Source organism: Pseudomonas sp. R11-23-07 (assembly GCF_003852295.1).
Taxonomy (GTDB): Bacteria; Pseudomonadota; Gammaproteobacteria; order Pseudomonadales; family Pseudomonadaceae; genus Aquipseudomonas.
The window spans coordinates 4,667,683-4,684,480 of the sequence record NZ_CP027761.1 but is presented as its reverse complement, the minus strand read 5'-3'; the positions used below and the strand labels follow the sequence as shown (position 1 = coordinate 4,684,480).

At 58.7% G+C, this 16,798-nt stretch carries 15 protein-coding genes; 6 read left to right on the top strand and 9 right to left on the bottom strand.

Annotation, left to right across the window (positions count from 1 at the left end; all coding sequences use genetic code 11):
• Nucleotide 1: 1 nt before the first annotated feature.
• Both C4J84_RS21495 and C4J84_RS21490 read right to left on the bottom strand, forming a co-directional pair.
• Nucleotides 2-1,246: an HlyD family type I secretion periplasmic adaptor subunit gene (locus tag C4J84_RS21495; RefSeq protein ID WP_124371853.1), complete on the bottom strand. Its 1,245-nt coding sequence runs from the start codon at nucleotides 1,244-1,246 to the stop codon at nucleotides 2-4.
• Nucleotides 1,243-3,618 carry a type I secretion system permease/ATPase gene (locus C4J84_RS21490; RefSeq protein ID WP_124436064.1) on the bottom strand — a complete coding sequence of 792 codons (2,376 nt, stop codon included), beginning with the start codon at nucleotides 3,616-3,618 and terminating at the stop codon, nucleotides 1,243-1,245. The genes C4J84_RS21495 and C4J84_RS21490 overlap by 4 nt, the downstream gene beginning before the upstream one ends.
• Before the next feature lie 449 nt (nucleotides 3,619-4,067).
• Here C4J84_RS21490 and C4J84_RS21485 point away from each other — a divergent pair, with 449 nt between their 5' ends.
• Nucleotides 4,068-4,769, top strand: coding sequence for a response regulator transcription factor (locus tag C4J84_RS21485; RefSeq protein ID WP_124436063.1), 702 nt, complete (start codon nucleotides 4,068-4,070; stop codon nucleotides 4,767-4,769).
• Between the two features lie 16 nt (nucleotides 4,770-4,785).
• Here C4J84_RS21485 and C4J84_RS21480 read toward each other — a convergent pair whose 3' ends face one another.
• Nucleotides 4,786-5,421 carry a response regulator transcription factor gene (locus C4J84_RS21480; RefSeq protein WP_124436062.1) on the bottom strand — a complete coding sequence of 212 codons (636 nt, stop codon included), beginning with the start codon at nucleotides 5,419-5,421 and terminating at the stop codon, nucleotides 4,786-4,788.
• Nucleotides 5,422-5,622: 201 nt separating this feature from the next.
• A complete protein-coding gene (locus tag C4J84_RS21475) occupies nucleotides 5,623-5,997 on the bottom strand; it encodes a cell wall hydrolase (RefSeq protein ID WP_124436061.1) in 375 nt (124 codons plus the stop codon).
• 524 nt (nucleotides 5,998-6,521) lie between these two features.
• On the opposite strand from C4J84_RS21475, the gene C4J84_RS21470 reads away from it, so the two are divergent.
• Both C4J84_RS21470 and C4J84_RS21465 read left to right on the top strand, forming a co-directional pair.
• Nucleotides 6,522-7,850: a TrkH family potassium uptake protein gene (locus C4J84_RS21470; RefSeq protein WP_124436060.1), complete on the top strand. Its 1,329-nt coding sequence runs from the start codon at nucleotides 6,522-6,524 to the stop codon at nucleotides 7,848-7,850.
• Nucleotides 7,840-8,535 (top strand): TrkA family potassium uptake protein, encoded by a 696-nt coding sequence (locus C4J84_RS21465; protein ID WP_177412759.1) that lies wholly within the window; start codon nucleotides 7,840-7,842, stop codon nucleotides 8,533-8,535. The genes C4J84_RS21470 and C4J84_RS21465 overlap by 11 nt, the downstream gene beginning before the upstream one ends.
• 164 nt (nucleotides 8,536-8,699) lie before the next feature.
• Here the strand turns inward: C4J84_RS21465 and C4J84_RS21460 are convergent, their stop codons facing one another.
• Nucleotides 8,700-9,044, bottom strand: coding sequence for a cupin domain-containing protein (locus C4J84_RS21460; protein WP_124371846.1), 345 nt, complete (start codon nucleotides 9,042-9,044; stop codon nucleotides 8,700-8,702).
• 276 nt (nucleotides 9,045-9,320) lie between these two features.
• On the opposite strand from C4J84_RS21460, the gene kynB reads away from it, so the two are divergent.
• Together kynB and kynA are read left to right on the top strand one after the other, a co-directional pair.
• Entirely contained in the window at nucleotides 9,321-9,971 is a 651-nt protein-coding gene (gene kynB / locus C4J84_RS21455) for an arylformamidase (protein WP_124436059.1), read from the top strand.
• Nucleotides 9,968-10,840: a tryptophan 2,3-dioxygenase gene (gene kynA, locus C4J84_RS21450; RefSeq protein ID WP_124405275.1), complete on the top strand. Its 873-nt coding sequence runs from the start codon at nucleotides 9,968-9,970 to the stop codon at nucleotides 10,838-10,840. The genes kynB and kynA overlap by 4 nt, the downstream gene beginning before the upstream one ends.
• Before the next feature lie 123 nt (nucleotides 10,841-10,963).
• On the opposite strand, the gene C4J84_RS21445 is transcribed toward kynA, so the two are convergent.
• From C4J84_RS21445 to antA, 4 genes are all read right to left on the bottom strand, one after another.
• Nucleotides 10,964-12,364, bottom strand: a complete 1,401-nt coding sequence (locus C4J84_RS21445; RefSeq protein WP_124364393.1) for an amino acid permease — start codon at nucleotides 12,362-12,364, stop codon at nucleotides 10,964-10,966.
• Between the two features lie 71 nt (nucleotides 12,365-12,435).
• Nucleotides 12,436-13,443: an anthranilate 1,2-dioxygenase electron transfer component AntC gene (antC, locus tag C4J84_RS21440; protein WP_124436058.1), complete on the bottom strand. Its 1,008-nt coding sequence runs from the start codon at nucleotides 13,441-13,443 to the stop codon at nucleotides 12,436-12,438.
• Between the two features lie 145 nt (nucleotides 13,444-13,588).
• Complete coding sequence (gene antB, locus C4J84_RS21435) at nucleotides 13,589-14,080, bottom strand: anthranilate 1,2-dioxygenase small subunit (protein WP_124436057.1); 492 nt, start codon at nucleotides 14,078-14,080, stop codon at nucleotides 13,589-13,591.
• Entirely contained in the window at nucleotides 14,080-15,471 is a 1,392-nt protein-coding gene (gene antA, locus C4J84_RS21430; protein ID WP_124415591.1) for an anthranilate 1,2-dioxygenase large subunit, read from the bottom strand. Before antA ends, antB begins: the two co-directional genes overlap by 1 nt.
• A 311-nt stretch (nucleotides 15,472-15,782) precedes the next feature.
• Here antA and C4J84_RS21425 point away from each other — a divergent pair, with 311 nt between their 5' ends.
• Entirely contained in the window at nucleotides 15,783-16,775 is a 993-nt protein-coding gene (locus C4J84_RS21425) for a helix-turn-helix domain-containing protein (RefSeq protein ID WP_124430491.1), read from the top strand.
• Nucleotides 16,776-16,798: the final 23 nt, after the last annotated feature.

Below are 16,798 nucleotides of genomic sequence, written 5' to 3'. Positions count from 1 at the left end.
CTTATCGCTCCCGGAAGGCTTCACGTGCCTTGAGCACGGGTTTGAGCAGGTAGTCGAGAATGGTCTTTTCACCGGTGCGTACTTCCACCGAAGCAACCATCCCTGGAATGATCGGCAAGGAGCGGCCACCGGCTTCCAGGTTGCTGCTTTCGGTCAGGACCAGGACGCGGTAATAGGTGTCATCGGGCCGGCCGGCCGCGGCTTTCTGATCATCTTTCAGGGTGTCGGGGCTGATATGTTCAACGTGGCCCTTGAGGCCGCCATAAATGGCGTAGTCATAGGCGGTGATCTTCACCGTTGCGGGTAGACCGGGCCGCAGAAACGCGACATCGGCGGGGCGAATCTTGCCTTCCACCAGCAACTGGTCTTCCAGCGGGACGATTTCCAGGATCGGCTCACCGGGCTGGATAACCCCGCCGCGCGTGTTCACTCGTACGTTCTTCACGGTGCCGCGCACCGGCGCATTGATGGTGGTGCGCTCGACCACGTCTGCTCGCCCCACCAGGTTCTCGGTGGTCTGGGACAGTTCCAGCTCGAACTTGGCCAGTTCGGAGTTGGCCTCGGCCTGGTAGCGGTTAATGCGCTCGACGATTTGCGACTTGATCTCGTTGGCCGAGCGTCGCATACGCAGGATCTCGACTTCGGACATCAAGCCTTTGGCCGCCAAAGGTTCAGCCAGCTGGATCTCCCGGGCCGACAACGAATAGCTGCGTTGCAGGGCGGCGAGGCTTTCGTCCAGGGCGTTTTTGCGCGCCCGGTAGGCTTGTTGCTCCTGTAGGACGACGGCCGGGTCGGTCATCACTTGTTCGTCGAACTCCAGGGGTTGTTGATACGCCTCGGCCCGCAGACGGGTGATGCTTGCCTTCAGGCCGATGACCTTGGACAGGGTCTCGCGATAGCTGGCCTGGGCTCGGGTCGGGTCGATCTTGAGCAGGATCTGGTCCTTCTCCACGATGTCGCCTTCACGCACATTCATCTCGGCCAGAATCCCGCCTTCCAGGCTTTGAATCACCTGTTCACGGCTTTTTGAAATAATCTTCGCCTCGCCCAGGGTGATTTCCTCGACACGGGCGAAATACGCCCAGACCAGCCCACCGACCAACACGGCTGCGATGAGCTGAAGAATCAGGCGCGAGCCCGGTGTGGTTTGTGCCAGCAGTGACTCCTGAACGTCATTCATGAACGCGGCGTCGCCAGGCATCAGTGCCGAGGCGGGTTCACCCCGGCCAAATAGTTTCTTGATCATTGTTCTGTCACCGCAGGTTGTTCCGGGGTTAGGGCAGGCGTTGCCTGGGCGTCGTTGTTACGGATGGCGTCCGGGGTCGTAACCCGTTGAGGTGCGACAGGGCGTGCCGGGCCGATGTTGGCGTGGGTACGCGGCTTGGCCGGCGCGGCGGCGGCCGGTTTTGCCGCAGCCTTGGCCGTGTTGCCATTGAGGGCCTCAAGGATGGTGTCCTTGGGGCCGTCAGCGGTGACCTTGCCGTCATCGACAATAATGATTCGCTCCACCAGCGACAGCAGGGACGGGCGGTGAGTGACCACTACCAACGTCTGGCCTACGGTGGCGCGCTTGAGGTGTTCGAGAAACTGCACTTCGGTCTGGCCGTCCATCGCGCTGGTGGGTTCATCCAGCAACAGCAGGCTGGGCCGCGCCAGCAAGCTTCGCGCCAGGGACACCAACTGACGCTGGCCGCCTGACAGGCCTTCGCCCATCTCGCCGATCGGCAGGTTGATACCTTTGGGATGGCGCCCTGCGACATGGTCCAGCCCGGTCAGGCGGATCACCCGAAGGAACTCCTCGGCTGTCGCTTCGGGCCGGCCGATCATCACGTTTTCGCGCAGGGTGCCGTAGAACAGGCGCGCATCCTGGCCGACATAACCAACGGCTCTGCGCCAGTCCGCCGGGTCGATCTGGTTGACATCCAGGCCATCGGCAAACATTTGCCCACTGACCGGCAGATACAAGCGCGCCATGACCCGCAGCAGGGTGGATTTGCCGCTGCCGATGCGCCCCAGAATCGCCACGCGTTCGCCGGGCTTGATGACCAGGTTGATGCCTTGCAGCACGGCCGGGTTGGGTTGCATCGGTGGCGCCGGGTACGAAAACCCGATGTTCTTGAGGCTGATCTGACCCGTGATATCGGGCTTGGGCAGGTACTCGCGGGAAACATCGCGGTCCACCGGCATGGCCATCAGGCCGTTGAGCGAGCTCATCGCTGCCTTGGCCTGCTGGAAACGCAAGGCCAGGCCGACCACCTGGCTCAGTGGCGCAGTGGCCCGGCCGGCAAGCATCACGGTGGCAATCAGCGCACCCATGGTCAGGTCGCCGGCATCGATCAGGTAAACACCGATGACGATCAGCGCCACGGTCTGGATCTGCTGGAAGAAGGCCACGCTGCCGGAGGCCATGCTGGACAGTTCGCGCGATTTCATCGAGGTGTTGGCGGCCAGCGCGCTAAAGGTTTTCCAGCGGCGCTGCATGTAGGCTTCGCCACCGATGGCTTTGAGGGTTTCCAGGCCTTCCACGGATTCGATCAACACCCCTTGCTTGAGGGACGCTTCACGCAGGTTTTCTTTCATGGTGCGGGCCAGCGGCCATTGGATGCCCACGCTGATGATCAGGATCAGTGGGATCAACAGCAGCGGCACCCAGCCCAATGGGCCGCCTACGGCAAAAATCACCGCGACGAACAACAGCACGAAGGGCAGGTCGGAAATGGTCGCCAGGGTGGCCGACGTGGCGAAGTCGCGAACCGATTCGAATTCGCGCAGCTGGTTGGCAAACGAGCCGGAGGAGGCGGGTTTGTGCTCCATCTGGATCGACAGCGCCTGGCGAAACAGCATCGTGCCGAGCACCAGGTCGGCTTTTTTTCCCGCGAGGTCCAGCAAGTGTGCCCGCACATAACGCGCGATGGCCTCGAAGACCATGGCCACCACCACGCCGATGGCCAGCGACCACAGCGTGATAAACGCCTGGTTGGGCACGACGCGGTCGTAGACGTTCATGGTAAAGAAGATGCTGGCCAGGGCTAGCACGTTGATCAACACCGCCCCGATGGCCGCGCTGCGGTAATAGCGACGATAACGCCACAGCGTGGAGAACAGCCAGTGACCGGCGGCTTGGGGTGTTTCATCGCCGGCGCGCACGTCGATCTTGGCTTTTGGCTTCATGAGAATGGCGAAGCCGGTGTACAGCTCATCCATGGCCGTCTGGTCGACTTCGACCGGCTCGCTGCTGATTTCTGGCAGGACAACCTGGTAACGACAGGCGCGTTTGTCCTCGGCTTCGGTGTCGAGGTGGTAGCCCAGCAAAATACAGCCGCCGCGATCCTTGCGCAGCAGAATGATCGGCATCAGTTGTTTGGGCAGCACTCGCACAGGCCGCTCCACCATCCCGGCAGTCAGCCCGGCATTGGCCAGGCTGCGCATTGCCAGGGAAGGCGTCAGCAGGCCGACTTTAGGTAAACCGGCCGTCAGCGCCTGAGGCGACTTGCCCAGGTTGTAGTGATCACACATCCAGGACACGCTCTGTAACAGCGTGTCCTGGATCTGTGTTTGAGGCGCAGGCATCGCCTGGGCGTCCACGTCTTTTTCAACGGGCGCGCTATGAGTAGCCATCAGATTCGGTCCTGGGCTGGGCCCGCCTGGTGGCGAGCTTATCGGCGTGTGTATGCAGGGGGACGCCTGGATGAAACGGCGTTTTGATGAGGTGTAAAACGTCTCCCGACCATTGAGATAATTCTGATCGCTGAGTGGGCATGTGTGAACGAGACTTGTCCCAAAAGCGCTGGGAGCCAGTGCGCTGGGTATGCATTCGAAAATGTCGGCTGGGTAGTTTTTGAAGGTCTTTTGGCGGGCACAACGGGGGATGGTTTATCTTCGTAACGTTATGAAAAATCAGGACCTACACTGCGCATGATGACGCGTCGAAACCTTTTTAATAATCGGGGTGATAGGCAAAACTATTGGAAGTTATCTTTCATTCCACATTTAGGATAACGTGCTACTGGCAACGTGAATTTGTAGGAAAGTTCCGAACCCATTGCCAGACTTGTGGAGTCCTGAAAATGAAGTGGTCGGTTGTTTCACCCCTGCGGATTGTTCTGCTCGACGATCACGCTCTAATCAGAGAGGGCCTTAACGTTCGGCTTTCCGCAGAGTCGGATCTGAAGGTAGTAGGGGTTTATTCGGGCAGTGCCGGATTGCTGGAAGCATTGCGCACCGAGCCCGCCGATCTGTTGATCCTCGACTACCAGCTCAGTGATGGCGAACTGGACGGCTTACGGTTGATTCAGTTGTTGCGCAGTCATTATCCCGAGTTGCGTATCCTGATTTTTTCTTCCGTGGAACGGCCTGCCACGGTCAATATGGCGATTCGTGCGGGGGCCAACGGCTTTTTCGGAAAGTCGCAGGAAACTGAGGAATTGGTGTTTGCTGTCAGGACGGTCGCGTTGGATCGTTTGTACCTTTCCCCGTCTATGGCCGCTGAACTGGATTCGACACCCAAGATGCCAGCCCCTGCGCTTTCTGGCGCGCAAGAGGTAGACGTCGATGGCCGCGACCCGCTGATCGATTATCCAGCACTGTCGCCCAAGGAACGTGAGGTGTTGAGTTGCTGCTTGGGAGGAATGTCAGTCTCTCAGATCGCTATCAAGTTTCTGCGCAGCCGCAAGACCATCAGCGGGCAGAAACAGGCGGCCCTGCGCAAGTTGAACGTGCGTACGGACACTGAACTGTTCAAGTTGCACCTGGACCTTAAAGACATCTGAAGGCCGCGCGCGGGTGTCACGATTTGGCGAGGTTGTTACGTTTTGCCAAGTCGTAGAGGTCCAGCAGCGTATTGGCATTGAGTTTGGTCAAAATGCGGGTTTTATAGGTGCTGATAGTTTTGCCGCTCAGTGACATGCGTTCGGCAATCTGCTTATTGCTCAGCCCTTGCGTCAAATACTGTAAAACGCCAAGTTCCCGCACAGACAGACTTCTGAGCAGCTCTTCTTCCTGATCCGTACCCGCTTCACGACGGGTGAGGCAAAATGCCGAATCAGGGAAATAGGTATGCCCGTTCTTTACCGCCCGCATTGCGTTGATCAACTCGCACAGATCATCGTGTTTGGCGACGAACCCATGAGCCCCGGCTTCCATGCAGCGCATCGCAATGTGGTTTGAAATCTGTGCGGTCAACACAATGATCTTGACCGGCTGACGCAGGCCAATCAGGCGGCTGATCACGGTCAGTCCGTCAACTTTGGGCAGCCCTATATCGAGTATCACGGTCCCTGGCTGAAGTTCGCGGATGAGGTCCACGGCATCCGCGCCATTTCCTGCTTCCCCGACGACTTTGTAACCTTCACCCTCCAACAGGATGCGCAGCGTCATACGAACAACGGGGTGGTCGTCGACAATTATTACGTGATTGTTCATGGGAACGTCGCTTTAGAAAGTAATTTGAAAGGTTTATGACTGAAAGCCTGTTGGGTGGCAATTACAGACGGTATTTTTGAGACAAGTCTTGAACCCCATGACGACCATGGTGGTGTACTTATATAGAAGTTGCAGGCGTGGCGTGCGACAACGTGAGTGGCTGCTTTATATCGGTAATGAGTACGGTCGGTATTTTCGATTCTAATGGTGTACATAAAAAATATGCTCGCCAATCGTTGCGGTCTTCTTCAACGAAGTGCGCCAGATGGGTCGCACTGTCCGTGCATGAAAATGCGTTGCACCGTGGGTCATATCTTCATGATGGCCCGCGACAACCCGGTTCGCGACACGCTTGGCGTTCGCCCATGCGGCGGATTCGCTTGGCAATGATGGGTTGGCACGGCGGGTCCAGGAGAACTGATTTCTTTCATACACCACTTGGCAAACGCTGGAGGCCTGCCAGTCGGCGCGGTTCATCGTCACCATGGCAACCGCGATCTGCCCATCAAGCGGTTCGCCGCGGGCTTCATGATAAATATTGAGTGCAAGGCACATCAAAGCGTTTTGCAAAGTCATTTAGAAGTTCTCTGACGCTGATCGCAGCACTGGGCTTCAACGGGCTTTAGAGGGAATATGCAGGCGCCGATTGTGTAGACGCGAGCATAGGCAGGCTATAAGAACTGTCTCAAACCTCTGGCGAGGTGCAATACCGATAAACTAAGTAAAAAGAGAGTTGAATGTTCGCAGGGGCCAATTGAGTTCGGCGCTAAGTGTGTGCTGACTGTATTTAGAGCGGGTTCAAATACATGTTGTTATAAGTAATTAGCCGGACCCGGTAGCGCCCTGGGGCCGGCTTAGGGGATTTAGCAGCGGAGTCTCACCCCGCATTGCCGCTCACGCTCTCCAGGGCATCGGTGTCCTAAAGAGTGGTAGCATCCGGCCCTGGAGTGGCTCGTAGCGGCAAAAGTCTATTACGTAGCCATCTACCGAAAGCTTCTGAAATATTGCGCCCGTCCACGTCTGGGCTGGCCCCTTTGAGACGCGTCCCAATGCCTGCAAGCCCTCATGCAGGGTTCCCAACTCTACTGGCGACCGTCAAAATGAAATCACAGTTTCATCCCGCCAGGGTTGTCGCCCTGGTTTTTTTGGTCACGGTACTGGTAGGCACTGCCCTTCTGATGCTTCCGATATCCCGCACTGAAGGTGTGGGGGCACCGTGGGTGACGGCATTGTTTACGGCCGTATCGGCTGTATGCGTTACAGGGCTGGTGGTGGTGGATACCGGCACATATTGGTCGACTTTTGGTCAGTCGCTCATTCTGCTGCTATTTCAGCTTGGTGGCTTTGGCATGATGACCATCGCGACCCTACTCGGCCTGATGGTCAATCACTCCTTTCGCCTGCGGACCAAAATGGCCGCTCAGGTTGAGTCGCGCTCGCTGGGAATGGGCGATATTGCCAGCGTGGCCAAGCTGGTTCTGGTGGTAACTTTCGGCCTGGAGCTCATCATTACCGTGATGCTGACCCTCAGGTTACATCTGAGCTATGGGCTGTCGTGGACTGAGGCGGCATGGAGCGGACTATTTCATGCCGTGTCGGCGTTCAATAACGCAGGTTTTTCCATTCACTCCGACAGCCTGATGCGCTATGCCACTGATGCGTTGATCCTGCTACCGGTGATGATGGCGATTGTGATTGGTGGGATCGGCTTTCCAGTCCTGCATGACATGCGTAGTAAATTCAAGGATTCGCGGCATTGGTCACTGCATACCAAACTCACCGTTGTTGGCACGCTTATATTGCTGCTGGTGGGTTTTTTCACGCTGTTGGTGTTTGAGTGGTCTAACTCAGCCACACTCAAGCCCATGCCTGTGGCCGATAAAATTCTCTCGGCTGCATTTGCGTCTGTTTCTGCGCGTACTGCCGGGTTCAACTCGATTGATATCGGTGCGTTGACTCAAGAAAGTTGGGCGTTGCACTACTTCTTGATGTTTATCGGAGGAGGCAGCGCGGGTACTGCAGGTGGCGTCAAAGTGGGGACTGTGGCTATCTTGGCATTGATGGTAATCGCTGAAATTCGTGGCCGTAATGACAGCCAAGCATTTGGCCGCAGAGTCGGTACTTCGGCGCAGCGCCAGGCCATCACGATACTGGTACTGAGCAGTACCATGGTTGTACTGGGAACCCTGGTTATCCTGCGCGACACCGGTCTACCAATCGGCCAGGTCATATTCGAAGTCATCTCGGCGTTTGGCACCGTCGGTCTGTCCACCGGTATCACTGCGGACCTTCCCGAATCGAGCCAGTTGATGCTGACTCTGCTGATGTATGTCGGGCGTGTTGGAACGATTACTTTTGCAGCGTCACTGGCCCTGGGCGAACATCGCATGCCCTACCGCTACCCTGAGGAACATCCCATTGTTGGCTAAATTTCTGTTTACGGATCAGTTTGCTTTTTCCAAAGGCGATAGCGTTGTGGTGATTGGCCTGGGCCGATTCGGAAGTTCCGTGGCCCAATCACTGATGCGGTTGGGTCACGATGTGATGGGCATCGACAGGGACGCTGATCCGGTCCATGACTGCGCTGATATCCTGAGTCATGCAGTCCAGGCTGACTCCACCAACCTCGCGGTCTTACGCCAACTGGGCGTTGCTGACTTTGCCCACGCTATCGTGGGCATTGGTACCGATATGGCTGCCAGCCTCATGACCATCATGGCGTTGACTGAATTGGGTATCCGGGATATCTGGGTCAAGGCACGAACGGCCGAGCATGGGCAGATAGCTCAGCGTATAGGTGCTCACCACGTCGTCTACCCAGAGGCGGATATGGGGGAGCGCGTCGCGCACCTCATTACGGGGCGGATGATCGATTTCATCGAGTTTGATGACGGCTTTGCAATCGCAAAAATTCACGCCCCACTGCCGAGTCACAACAGCACACTTATTGACTCCAATATTCGTGAGAAATATGGCATCACAGTCGTCGGATTGAAGCGCGCCAATGAAGACTTCCAGCATGCCACTCCCAGTACCCTGATCCTGCCGGGAGATGTACTCATCGTGTCTGGTTTGACCCATCTCATCCAGAAATTTGCGGGGCACTCAAAGTAACTTGGGCTGCCTCCTTCACTGCCCCATTCAGTACACACAAACACCTGATTTTTATAGAGACGGTCGAGGGAGCTGTGGTTTCTGGCGTCTGAGAAACGGCAGCCCGGTCGCGACACTGGTGGAATTGATAGTGAACAATCCGAGTCTCAGGATGGGAACAATGGTCATGCAAAAACAAAATACTTCCGTACTGTCTCTACCACTTCCCAAGTTCCTTTCATGCCAGGTTCAACTATAAAAATATCCCCCGCTCTAAGGTGGATAGGGTCTTTTCCATCGGGAGTGATTATGCAATATCCTTCCCTAAAATCGCAGTATTCCCATTTCAGATAATCAATTCGCCATTTTCCTGGGGTGCAGATCCAGGTACCCATGATCTTGCTGCCGTCTTCGCTGGTGTAGGCGTTGAGGTTGACGGTATGCGGGTCGCCTTCGAGTTTTTCCCATTTGCAGGCATCCAGGACCGGCAGGGGATGGGTGTCGCGCAGAACAGTGATCGGCTGGGGCATGATGACTCCGAGGCAAGGAAACAGAAGTTGAACCCTATAGCGCCGAGCTGTTTGCCAGTGGTCTGAACTCGACATCGGGATGCCCAGAACCGCAGCAGTCAACTGTGGGAGGGGGCAAGCCCCCTCCCACAGGGTCATCGCGTGAAACTTCCGAGCGTGAATACGCTATTTCTTCGCAGTAAGTGCGAAAGATTTCCCGCTTTGCGCCAGAATTCGCAAGAAAATTCACAGCTGGCCCTCGTATCATTCACCTCAGTGACAGCCGAGAGCCTTGAAATGAACCCAATAAAAACGTGGTGGGATATCAGCCCGCCCTTGAGCGCGGCGACCCCGACCTGGCCGGGCGATACGCCGTTCCAGGAAGAGCGCGTGTGGCAGTTCGGTCCGGAGTGCCCGGTGAATGTGGGGCGCGTGACCTTCTCGCCGCACACCGGCGCCCATGTGGATGCGCCGCTGCATTACAGCGCCGACGGCGCGCCGATTGGCGAGGTGTCGCTGGACGTGTATATGGGCCCGTGCCGGGTGTTGCATTGCCTGGACAGTGGCGCCCTGGTGCAACCCCATCAACTGCAAGGGCGTGTGGATAATCTGCCGGAACGGGTCCTGCTGCGCACTTATCCACAAGCGCCACTGACGCAATGGGATTCACATTTCACCGCCATCGCCCCGCAGACCATCGAGCTGCTCGCCAGCCTTGGCGTGCGCCTGATCGGTATCGACACCCCGTCCCTGGACCCGCAACAGTCCAAGACCATGGATTCGCACAACGCCGTGGCGCGCCATGGCATGGCGATCCTCGAAGGCATCGTGCTCGATGACGTGCCGGAAGGCGACTATGAACTGATCGCGCTGCCGCTGCGCTTTGCCCACCTGGATGCCAGCCCGGTCCGCGCAATCCTGCGCCCGCTTTTGGAGCCCACGCGATGAGCCAATGTCCCTTCTCGCCAGAATATAAGCCTGCCGGCGACCAACCCCCGCAGGATTGGCACAACGCTGAGCTGAATTTTTCCGAGTCCATGAGCTACGGCGACTACCTGGACCTGGGCAAAGTCCTCAGCGCCCAACACCCGCTGTCGCCGGATCACAACGAAATGCTGTTCATCATCCAGCACCAGACCTCGGAGCTGTGGATGAAACTGATGCTGCATGAACTCAAGGCGGCCCGCGAACACGTGCGCCTGGGTGAGCTGCCGCCGGCGTTCAAGATGCTGGCGCGGGTCTCGCGGATCTTCGACCAACTGGTGCACGCCTGGGCGGTGCTGGCGACCATGACTCCGTCGGAATACAAGGCGATCCGCCCGTTCCTCGGGCAGTCGTCGGGGTTCCAGTCGTTCCAGTACCGTGAGATCGAATTCATCCTCGGCAACAAAAGCCCGGCGCTGTTGCGGCCCCATGCCCATCGCCCGGAGTTATTGCTGCAATTGCAGGTGGCGATCGCCACGCCGTCGCTGTATGACGAGGCGATCAACCTGATGCTCAAGGCGGGCCTGGCGATTGACCCCAAGCGCGCCGAACGCGACCCGACGGCCGCTACCGTGCACGATGACTCCGTGGAAGCCGCGTGGCGTGAGGTGTACCGCGACCCGAGTCGGTACTGGGATTTGTATCAATTGGCCGAGAAGTTCATCGACCTGGAGGATTCGTTCCGCCAGTGGCGCTTCCGGCACGTGACCACGGTGGAACGGATTATCGGCTTCCAGCCGGGCACTGGCGGCACCGAAGGTGTGGGGTATTTGCGCAAGATGCTCGACACGGTGTTGTTCCCCGAGTTGTGGCGAGTGCGCTCTACGCTCTAAACAAAAATCTTCATATGCAATGCAATCCAATGTGGGAGGGGGCTTGCCCCCGATAGCGGTGGGTCAGTAAACATATCAATGACTGACACACCGCCATCGGGAGCAAGCCCCCTCCCACATGGGTTACTGCGCTGTCACAAGTTTCGTGTTTCGGACCCGCAAGCGGTAGGCCACATAGATAATCGCTACCCACACCGGCATCGCATACACCGACTCACGTATCCCCGGAATGGCCAGCATCACGCTGATGATCATCAGCATGAACGCCAGGCACAGGTAATTGCTGAACGGGAACCAGAAGGTCTTGAACGACGGCGTCACGCCTTGCTCGCCCATGGCCTTGCGGAACTTGATGTGGGTAATGCTGATCAGGGCCCAGTTGATCATCAGCGAGGCAACCACCAGCGCGAACAGCAGCTCCAGGGCACTTTGCGGCGCGACGTAGTTGACCACCACGCACAGCAGGGTCACCGCCGCCGAAATTGCCAGCGCGCGCAACGGCACGCCTTGTTTGTTGAGCTTCATCAGCGCCTTGGGCGCGTCGCCTTGCTCGGCCAGGCCGAACAGCATGCGGCTGTTGCAGTACACGCCGCTGTTGTACACCGACAGCGCCGCGGTCAGCACCACGAAGTTGAGGATGTGCGCCGCGGTGTCATTGCCGATCAGCGAGAAGATCTGCACGAACGGGCTGCCGCTGTAGGCATCGCCTGAGGCGCCGAGGGTTTGCAGCAGTTGGTCCCACGGGTACAGCGACAGCAGCACGGTGAGGGCGCCGACATAGAAAATCAGGATCCGATACACCACCTGGTTGATCGCCTTCGGGATCACCTTGCGTGGCTCGCTGGCCTCGGCGGCGGTGATGCCCACCAGCTCCAGGCCACCGAACGAGAACATGATGAACGCCATGGACATCAACAGCCCCATGCCGCCGTTCGGGAAGAACCCACCGTGGCTCCACAGGTTGCTGACCGACGCCTGCGGGCCGCCGGTACCGCTGAACAGCAGGTAGCAGCCGAGCACGATCATGCCGACAATCGCCACCACCTTGATGATCGCGAACCAGAACTCGGCTTCGCCGAAGAACTTCACGTTCAGGGTGTTGATCAGGTTCACCGCGACGAAGAACACCAGCGCGCTGACCCAGGTCGGGATTTCCGGCCACCAGAACTGGATGTACTTGCCCACGGCCGTCAGTTCGGCCATGCCCACCAGCACGTAGAGCACCCAGTAGTTCCAGCCCGCCAGAAAGCCCGCGTAACCGCCCCAGTATTTATGCGCAAAGTGGCTGAAGGAACCGGCCACCGGCTCTTCGACGATCATCTCGCCGAGCTGGCGCATGATCAGGAAGGCGATGAAACCGGCAATCGCGTAACCCAGGATCATTGACGGCCCCGCCGACTTGAGCACCCCGGCCGAGCCGAGGAACAACCCCGTGCCGATCGCCCCTCCCAAGGCGATCAGTTGAATGTGCCGGTTTTTCAGGCCGCGCTTGAGGCCCACCGGGTTAACCATGTCATCCGCCATTAACGTTCCCTTCTACTTGTTTTTCTTAAGGGTGAGCGCAGGCCGCATCAGCCCCTCAGACGTGCTGAGGGTCAGATATTACTCTGCGTAAACTTTTCGTAATACAGCTGAACGCCATCAAGTGCATGATCCGCCAGCCATTGTTGGATCGATTCGACCATTGGCGGCGGGCCACACACATACATATCTGCCGATCTGTCCCGTAATTCGGCCAGGTCGAAATGTTCGGTGAGGTAGCCGCGCTTGCCGGTCCACTGGGTCGAGGCGTCGCTGAGCACTTCGGTGTAGCGAAAATTCGCGATCTTCGACGCATAGCCATTGATGCGCACGGCTTCGCACAGGTCCTGCTCAGTGCGCACGCCATAGTAAAGGTGCACCGGTTGATCGCAGCCGCGCGCCACCAGCTCATCGAGCATGCCCAGCAACGCCGACAACCCGGTGCCGCCAGCGACCAGCACCAGCGGTTGAGTGACGTGCCGCAGGTAGAACGCCCCCAGCGGCGCTTCCATCAACACCTCATCGCCCACCTGGCACCGTTCGCGCACGTAGTTGCTCATCACCCCATCGGGCAACAGGCGCACCAGGAACTGCAATTGATTACCCGGTAGGTTGGCGAAGGAATAGGAACGCCAGCTGTCGGTACCGGGCACCGCCAGCCGCGCATATTGGCCCGGCAGAAAATCCAGCGCAGCGTCCACCTGCAGGCGCAGGATTGCCGTACTGGCCGACACCAACTGCACCTCGCTCACCGTGCCGCGCACCTGCACCGGCCCCGGCGCGTTGCACAGGCTCGAATCGAAGTCGAAGTAAAAGGTGGCGTCGGACTGCACCCGCGTCTGGCAACTGAGCATTTTGCGCTGTTGCACGTCGAGGCTCGACAGCGCTTCTTCGTCGACATAATCCTGGGTGTAATCGCCGGATTCGCAACGCCCCTGACAGGTGCCGCACACGCCTTCGCGGCAGTCCAGCGGGATCTTGATACCGTTGCGCAAGGCCGCGTCCAGCAGGAGTTCATGGGCGCCCACCGGGAAGAACAAGGTCTTGCCGTCGGCGAAACTGAAGGCCACTTTGTGATTCATTCGCGAAACTCCACGCGTGTATGGCTAGCACATGATCTGTGGCGAGGGAGCTTGCTCCCGCTGGAGTGCGCAGCGCTCCCAAGCTTTTTGGGGCCGCTGCGCAGCCCAGCGGGAGCAAGCTCCCTCGCCACAGGTGGGATGTGCTTCAAAGGTGATAGAAATCCAGCACCGAGTTGATGGTGTCGTTCAGCAATAACGCATGCTTGTGGGTGATCAGCCAGCTGTCGCCGTGTGGCTTGAGGCGGTAAGTGGCCTGCCCGTAGAACTGCTCCGAGGTCGCCAACCGGTAGAACAGCGTGTGCCAATTCAACTTCACGTCCAGCTCGCCGCCCGCCAACTCGGCAATGCGCACGTTGTTGATCAGGTGCAAGGTGCGCGGCATCGGCGTGGCCGAGGCGGCCTTGCCGGTTCGCAGGCGGAATACCCGGTCCTCCAGCCCTGAGCGGTTGGCGTAATAGATCAACGACATCTCGCGCTTGGGGTCCTGGGTGTAGACATGTTCGGAGTCCCATTGCGGCAGGTGGAATTCGCTCTGTGGGTCGAACAGCTGCACATAGGCATCCCAGTCCTGGGCGTCGCACAGTGCGGATTTGCGGTAGAAGAACTGCTCGATCTGGTACTGCAACTGCGCGTTCATCACTTCACCTCCCGCAGCTTCAGCGCTTGTTGGTCCAGGCCGTTGAGCAGGAATTGCTGCCAGTTGCGGTGCTGGTTGACGTACAGGCCTTCGTGGGTGAATTCGGTGCCGGTCATGGCCGGCTGGATACCGATGGCTTCGCTGTTGGGTGTCGGCCCGGTCTGCCAGCGGTGGCTGCCGCGCGAAATATCGCTCCAGCGCTCCAGGCGGCCCTGGAAACCGCGCTGGGCTTCGCGAAACTCCACTAGGTCATCCGGCGTGCCCATGCCCGACACATTGAAAAAGTCCTCGAACTGGCGAATGCGGTTTTCGCGGTCGGCGTCGGACTCGTGCTTCACCCCCAGGCACTGGCTGATGATCTCGGTCTTGTTCCACGCCAGCGGGCGGATGATGCGCAGTTGGGAGCTGATCTGGTCGAGAAAGAACAGGCTCGGGTAGATATTCAGGTTGCGCAGGCGGTGCATCATCCATTCGGCTTTCTGCTGACCGTGTTCGGCCACCAGACGCGGCATGATGGTGGCGTAGCCGGAGCGCACGCTGGGGTTGGGCATGTCGCTGAACAACAGGCTGTGGCCGTTGTTGAAGGCGAACCAGCCGTCATCGGTATTGGCGTCGCCGGCGCCGAGCTTGCTGTAGTCCAGGGTAGTGCCGGCACTGGCGCCATTTTCACTGTTCACTTGCTGGCGATGTTGCACGGTGGCCACGTAGTTGTAATGCACGGTGCTGACGTGATACCCGTCCAGGCCGTTTTCGTTCTGCAGCTTCCAGTTGCCGTCGTAGGTGTAGGCGGACTTGCCCGGCAGCACCTCCAACTCACCGGTGGCAGATTGCGCCACCATCATGTCGAAGAACACTTTGGCATCGCCAAGGAAGTCTTCCAGGCTGTCAGTGCCGTTCACGTCGAGGCTGATAAACACAAAGCCCTTGTAGCTGTCGATGCGCGCCTTTTTCAGGCCACGGGTGGCTTTGTCGAAACCCTCCGGGTATTCCCCCGGCGCCTTGACCTTCACCAAGCGGCCATCGCTTTTGTAGCACCAGGCGTGGAACGGGCAGGTGAACGTGGACTGGTTGCCTTTGCCTACGCGGGTGAGGGTAGTACCGCGATGCTGGCAGGCATTGATCAGCGCGTTAAGCCGGCCTTCGCCGTCGCGGGTGATGATCATCGGCTGGCGCCCGGCGCGCATTGTCACGAAATCGTGGTTATTGGCCAGTTCGCTTTCGTGGCAGGCGTAGATCCAGTTCTTCTCGAAGATCAGTTCCATTTCCAGGTCGAACAGTTCGGGCTCGGTGAACATGTCGCGGGCGATGCGGAACACTTCATCGGCCGGGCGAAAGTCCAGGCAACTTTCGATAAAGGTTTTCCACTGCTCGACGTTTCTTGCACCACTCATGGGAGGCACCTTTTTGATCGGGGCTAATCGGTGGGTCATTAGAGGCAGCGCGGCAGGGCGCGGGCTATCCGCTTAATCGGGGAAGATGGGCCGCAAAGTTGGGCGGCAAATACCCAACCCGGTGCGCAGCGGTGACGTGATGCGCTACTGTCATTGCGGGTAAGGGCCGAAAACAGCCGGGCTTTATCCACTTAGTCGACCTTTGCTATCCACCCAGTGAGCACTGCGCTGGCGTGGCCTGGAACTTGCTGTCGAACCCTGACGACGCGCCGCCAGAGCGCGCAAACGCCTGACCGCCGTGGGTGCACCTTATGAATAGCCAGACACGCGATATCCGTATTCAACGCTTCGACCTGGAGGGTGCCTGCAGCTGGATGTGCGGCATCTGCGGGCCCCATCGTTTGGCGACGGCCACGCCGGAACGCCTGCGCTTTCACCACAGCGCCAATGTGTTCAAGTCCCGCGCCACCACCCTGGGCGTGATCGAATACGGCACCGACGTGACCATCGACATCGAAGACGCCGAGCACTTCAGCAGCTACAGCCTGAGCCTGCCGTTGATCGGCGAACAGGAGCTGAGCAAGAACGGTGAGCGCCTGAGCTCCAACCGCGACCAGGGGGTGATCATTGCGCCCAACGAGCATCAGGTGCTGGCGATTTCCGGTGACTGCCGCAAGCTGCAGGTAGTGATCACGCGTGCGGCCATGAGCGAGTCGCTGGAAGGTTTGCTGCAACGGCCGATCGAGGCGCCGCTGCGCTTCGAACCGGTGATGGACGCAGTGGACGGCGCCCCGGCCTCGTGGTGGCGCATGGCACGCTACTTCATTGCCGAGTTTGAGCACCGTAGCGAGTTGTACGAGCAAGCGGCGTTTACCCGGGACCTGGAAAGCTCGCTGATCAAGGGCTTGATCCTGGCCCAGCCGAACAACTACTCCGAAGAACTGCGCGACGTGTTGGGCGTGAAGTTGCCGCACTACCTGATCCGGGCGCGCCAGTACCTGCACGACAATGCGCGCGAGGCAGTGCATCTGGAAGACCTGGAGGCGGTGGCCGGCGTGTCGCGCTTCAAGCTGTTCGATGCGTTTCGCAAATACTTCGCGCTGTCGCCCATGGCGTATTTGAAGAAGCACCGGCTGGTGGCGGTGCGTCAGGAAATCCTCGAACAGGGTGCCACGCGTACCATCTCCGAAATCGCACTGGACTGGGGCTTTACCCACTTGGGACGGTTTTCGGCGGAGTACCGCAAACTGTTCGATGAGGCCCCTAGCCAAACCCTGCAACGCAAGCGCCTGCGCAGTCTCTAGGGCAATGAAGATTCAATGTGGGA

Bases quoted from the DNA above. Each gene is read 5' to 3' on its own strand.
- C4J84_RS21425 (WP_124430491.1), top strand. From the start codon at position 15,783: ATGAATAGCCAGACACGCGATATCCGTATTCAACGCTTCGACCTGGAG.
- C4J84_RS21445 (WP_124364393.1), bottom strand. From the start codon at position 12,364: ATGGCGGATGACATGGTTAACCCGGTGGGCCTCAAGCGCGGCCTGAAA.
- C4J84_RS21485 (WP_124436063.1), top strand. From the start codon at position 4,068: ATGAAGTGGTCGGTTGTTTCACCCCTGCGGATTGTTCTGCTCGACGAT.
- kynA (WP_124405275.1), top strand. From the start codon at position 9,968: ATGAGCCAATGTCCCTTCTCGCCAGAATATAAGCCTGCCGGCGACCAA.
- antA (WP_124415591.1), bottom strand. From the start codon at position 15,471: ATGAGTGGTGCAAGAAACGTCGAGCAGTGGAAAACCTTTATCGAAAGT.
- C4J84_RS21475 (WP_124436061.1), bottom strand. From the start codon at position 5,997: ATGACTTTGCAAAACGCTTTGATGTGCCTTGCACTCAATATTTATCAT.
- C4J84_RS21480 (WP_124436062.1), bottom strand. From the start codon at position 5,421: ATGAACAATCACGTAATAATTGTCGACGACCACCCCGTTGTTCGTATG.
- antC (WP_124436058.1), bottom strand. From the start codon at position 13,443: ATGAATCACAAAGTGGCCTTCAGTTTCGCCGACGGCAAGACCTTGTTC.
- C4J84_RS21490 (WP_124436064.1), bottom strand. From the start codon at position 3,618: ATGGCTACTCATAGCGCGCCCGTTGAAAAAGACGTGGACGCCCAGGCG.
- kynB (WP_124436059.1), top strand. From the start codon at position 9,321: ATGAACCCAATAAAAACGTGGTGGGATATCAGCCCGCCCTTGAGCGCG.
- C4J84_RS21495 (WP_124371853.1), bottom strand. From the start codon at position 1,246: ATGATCAAGAAACTATTTGGCCGGGGTGAACCCGCCTCGGCACTGATG.
- C4J84_RS21460 (WP_124371846.1), bottom strand. From the start codon at position 9,044: ATGCCCCAGCCGATCACTGTTCTGCGCGACACCCATCCCCTGCCGGTC.
- C4J84_RS21470 (WP_124436060.1), top strand. From the start codon at position 6,522: ATGAAATCACAGTTTCATCCCGCCAGGGTTGTCGCCCTGGTTTTTTTG.
- antB (WP_124436057.1), bottom strand. From the start codon at position 14,080: ATGAACGCGCAGTTGCAGTACCAGATCGAGCAGTTCTTCTACCGCAAA.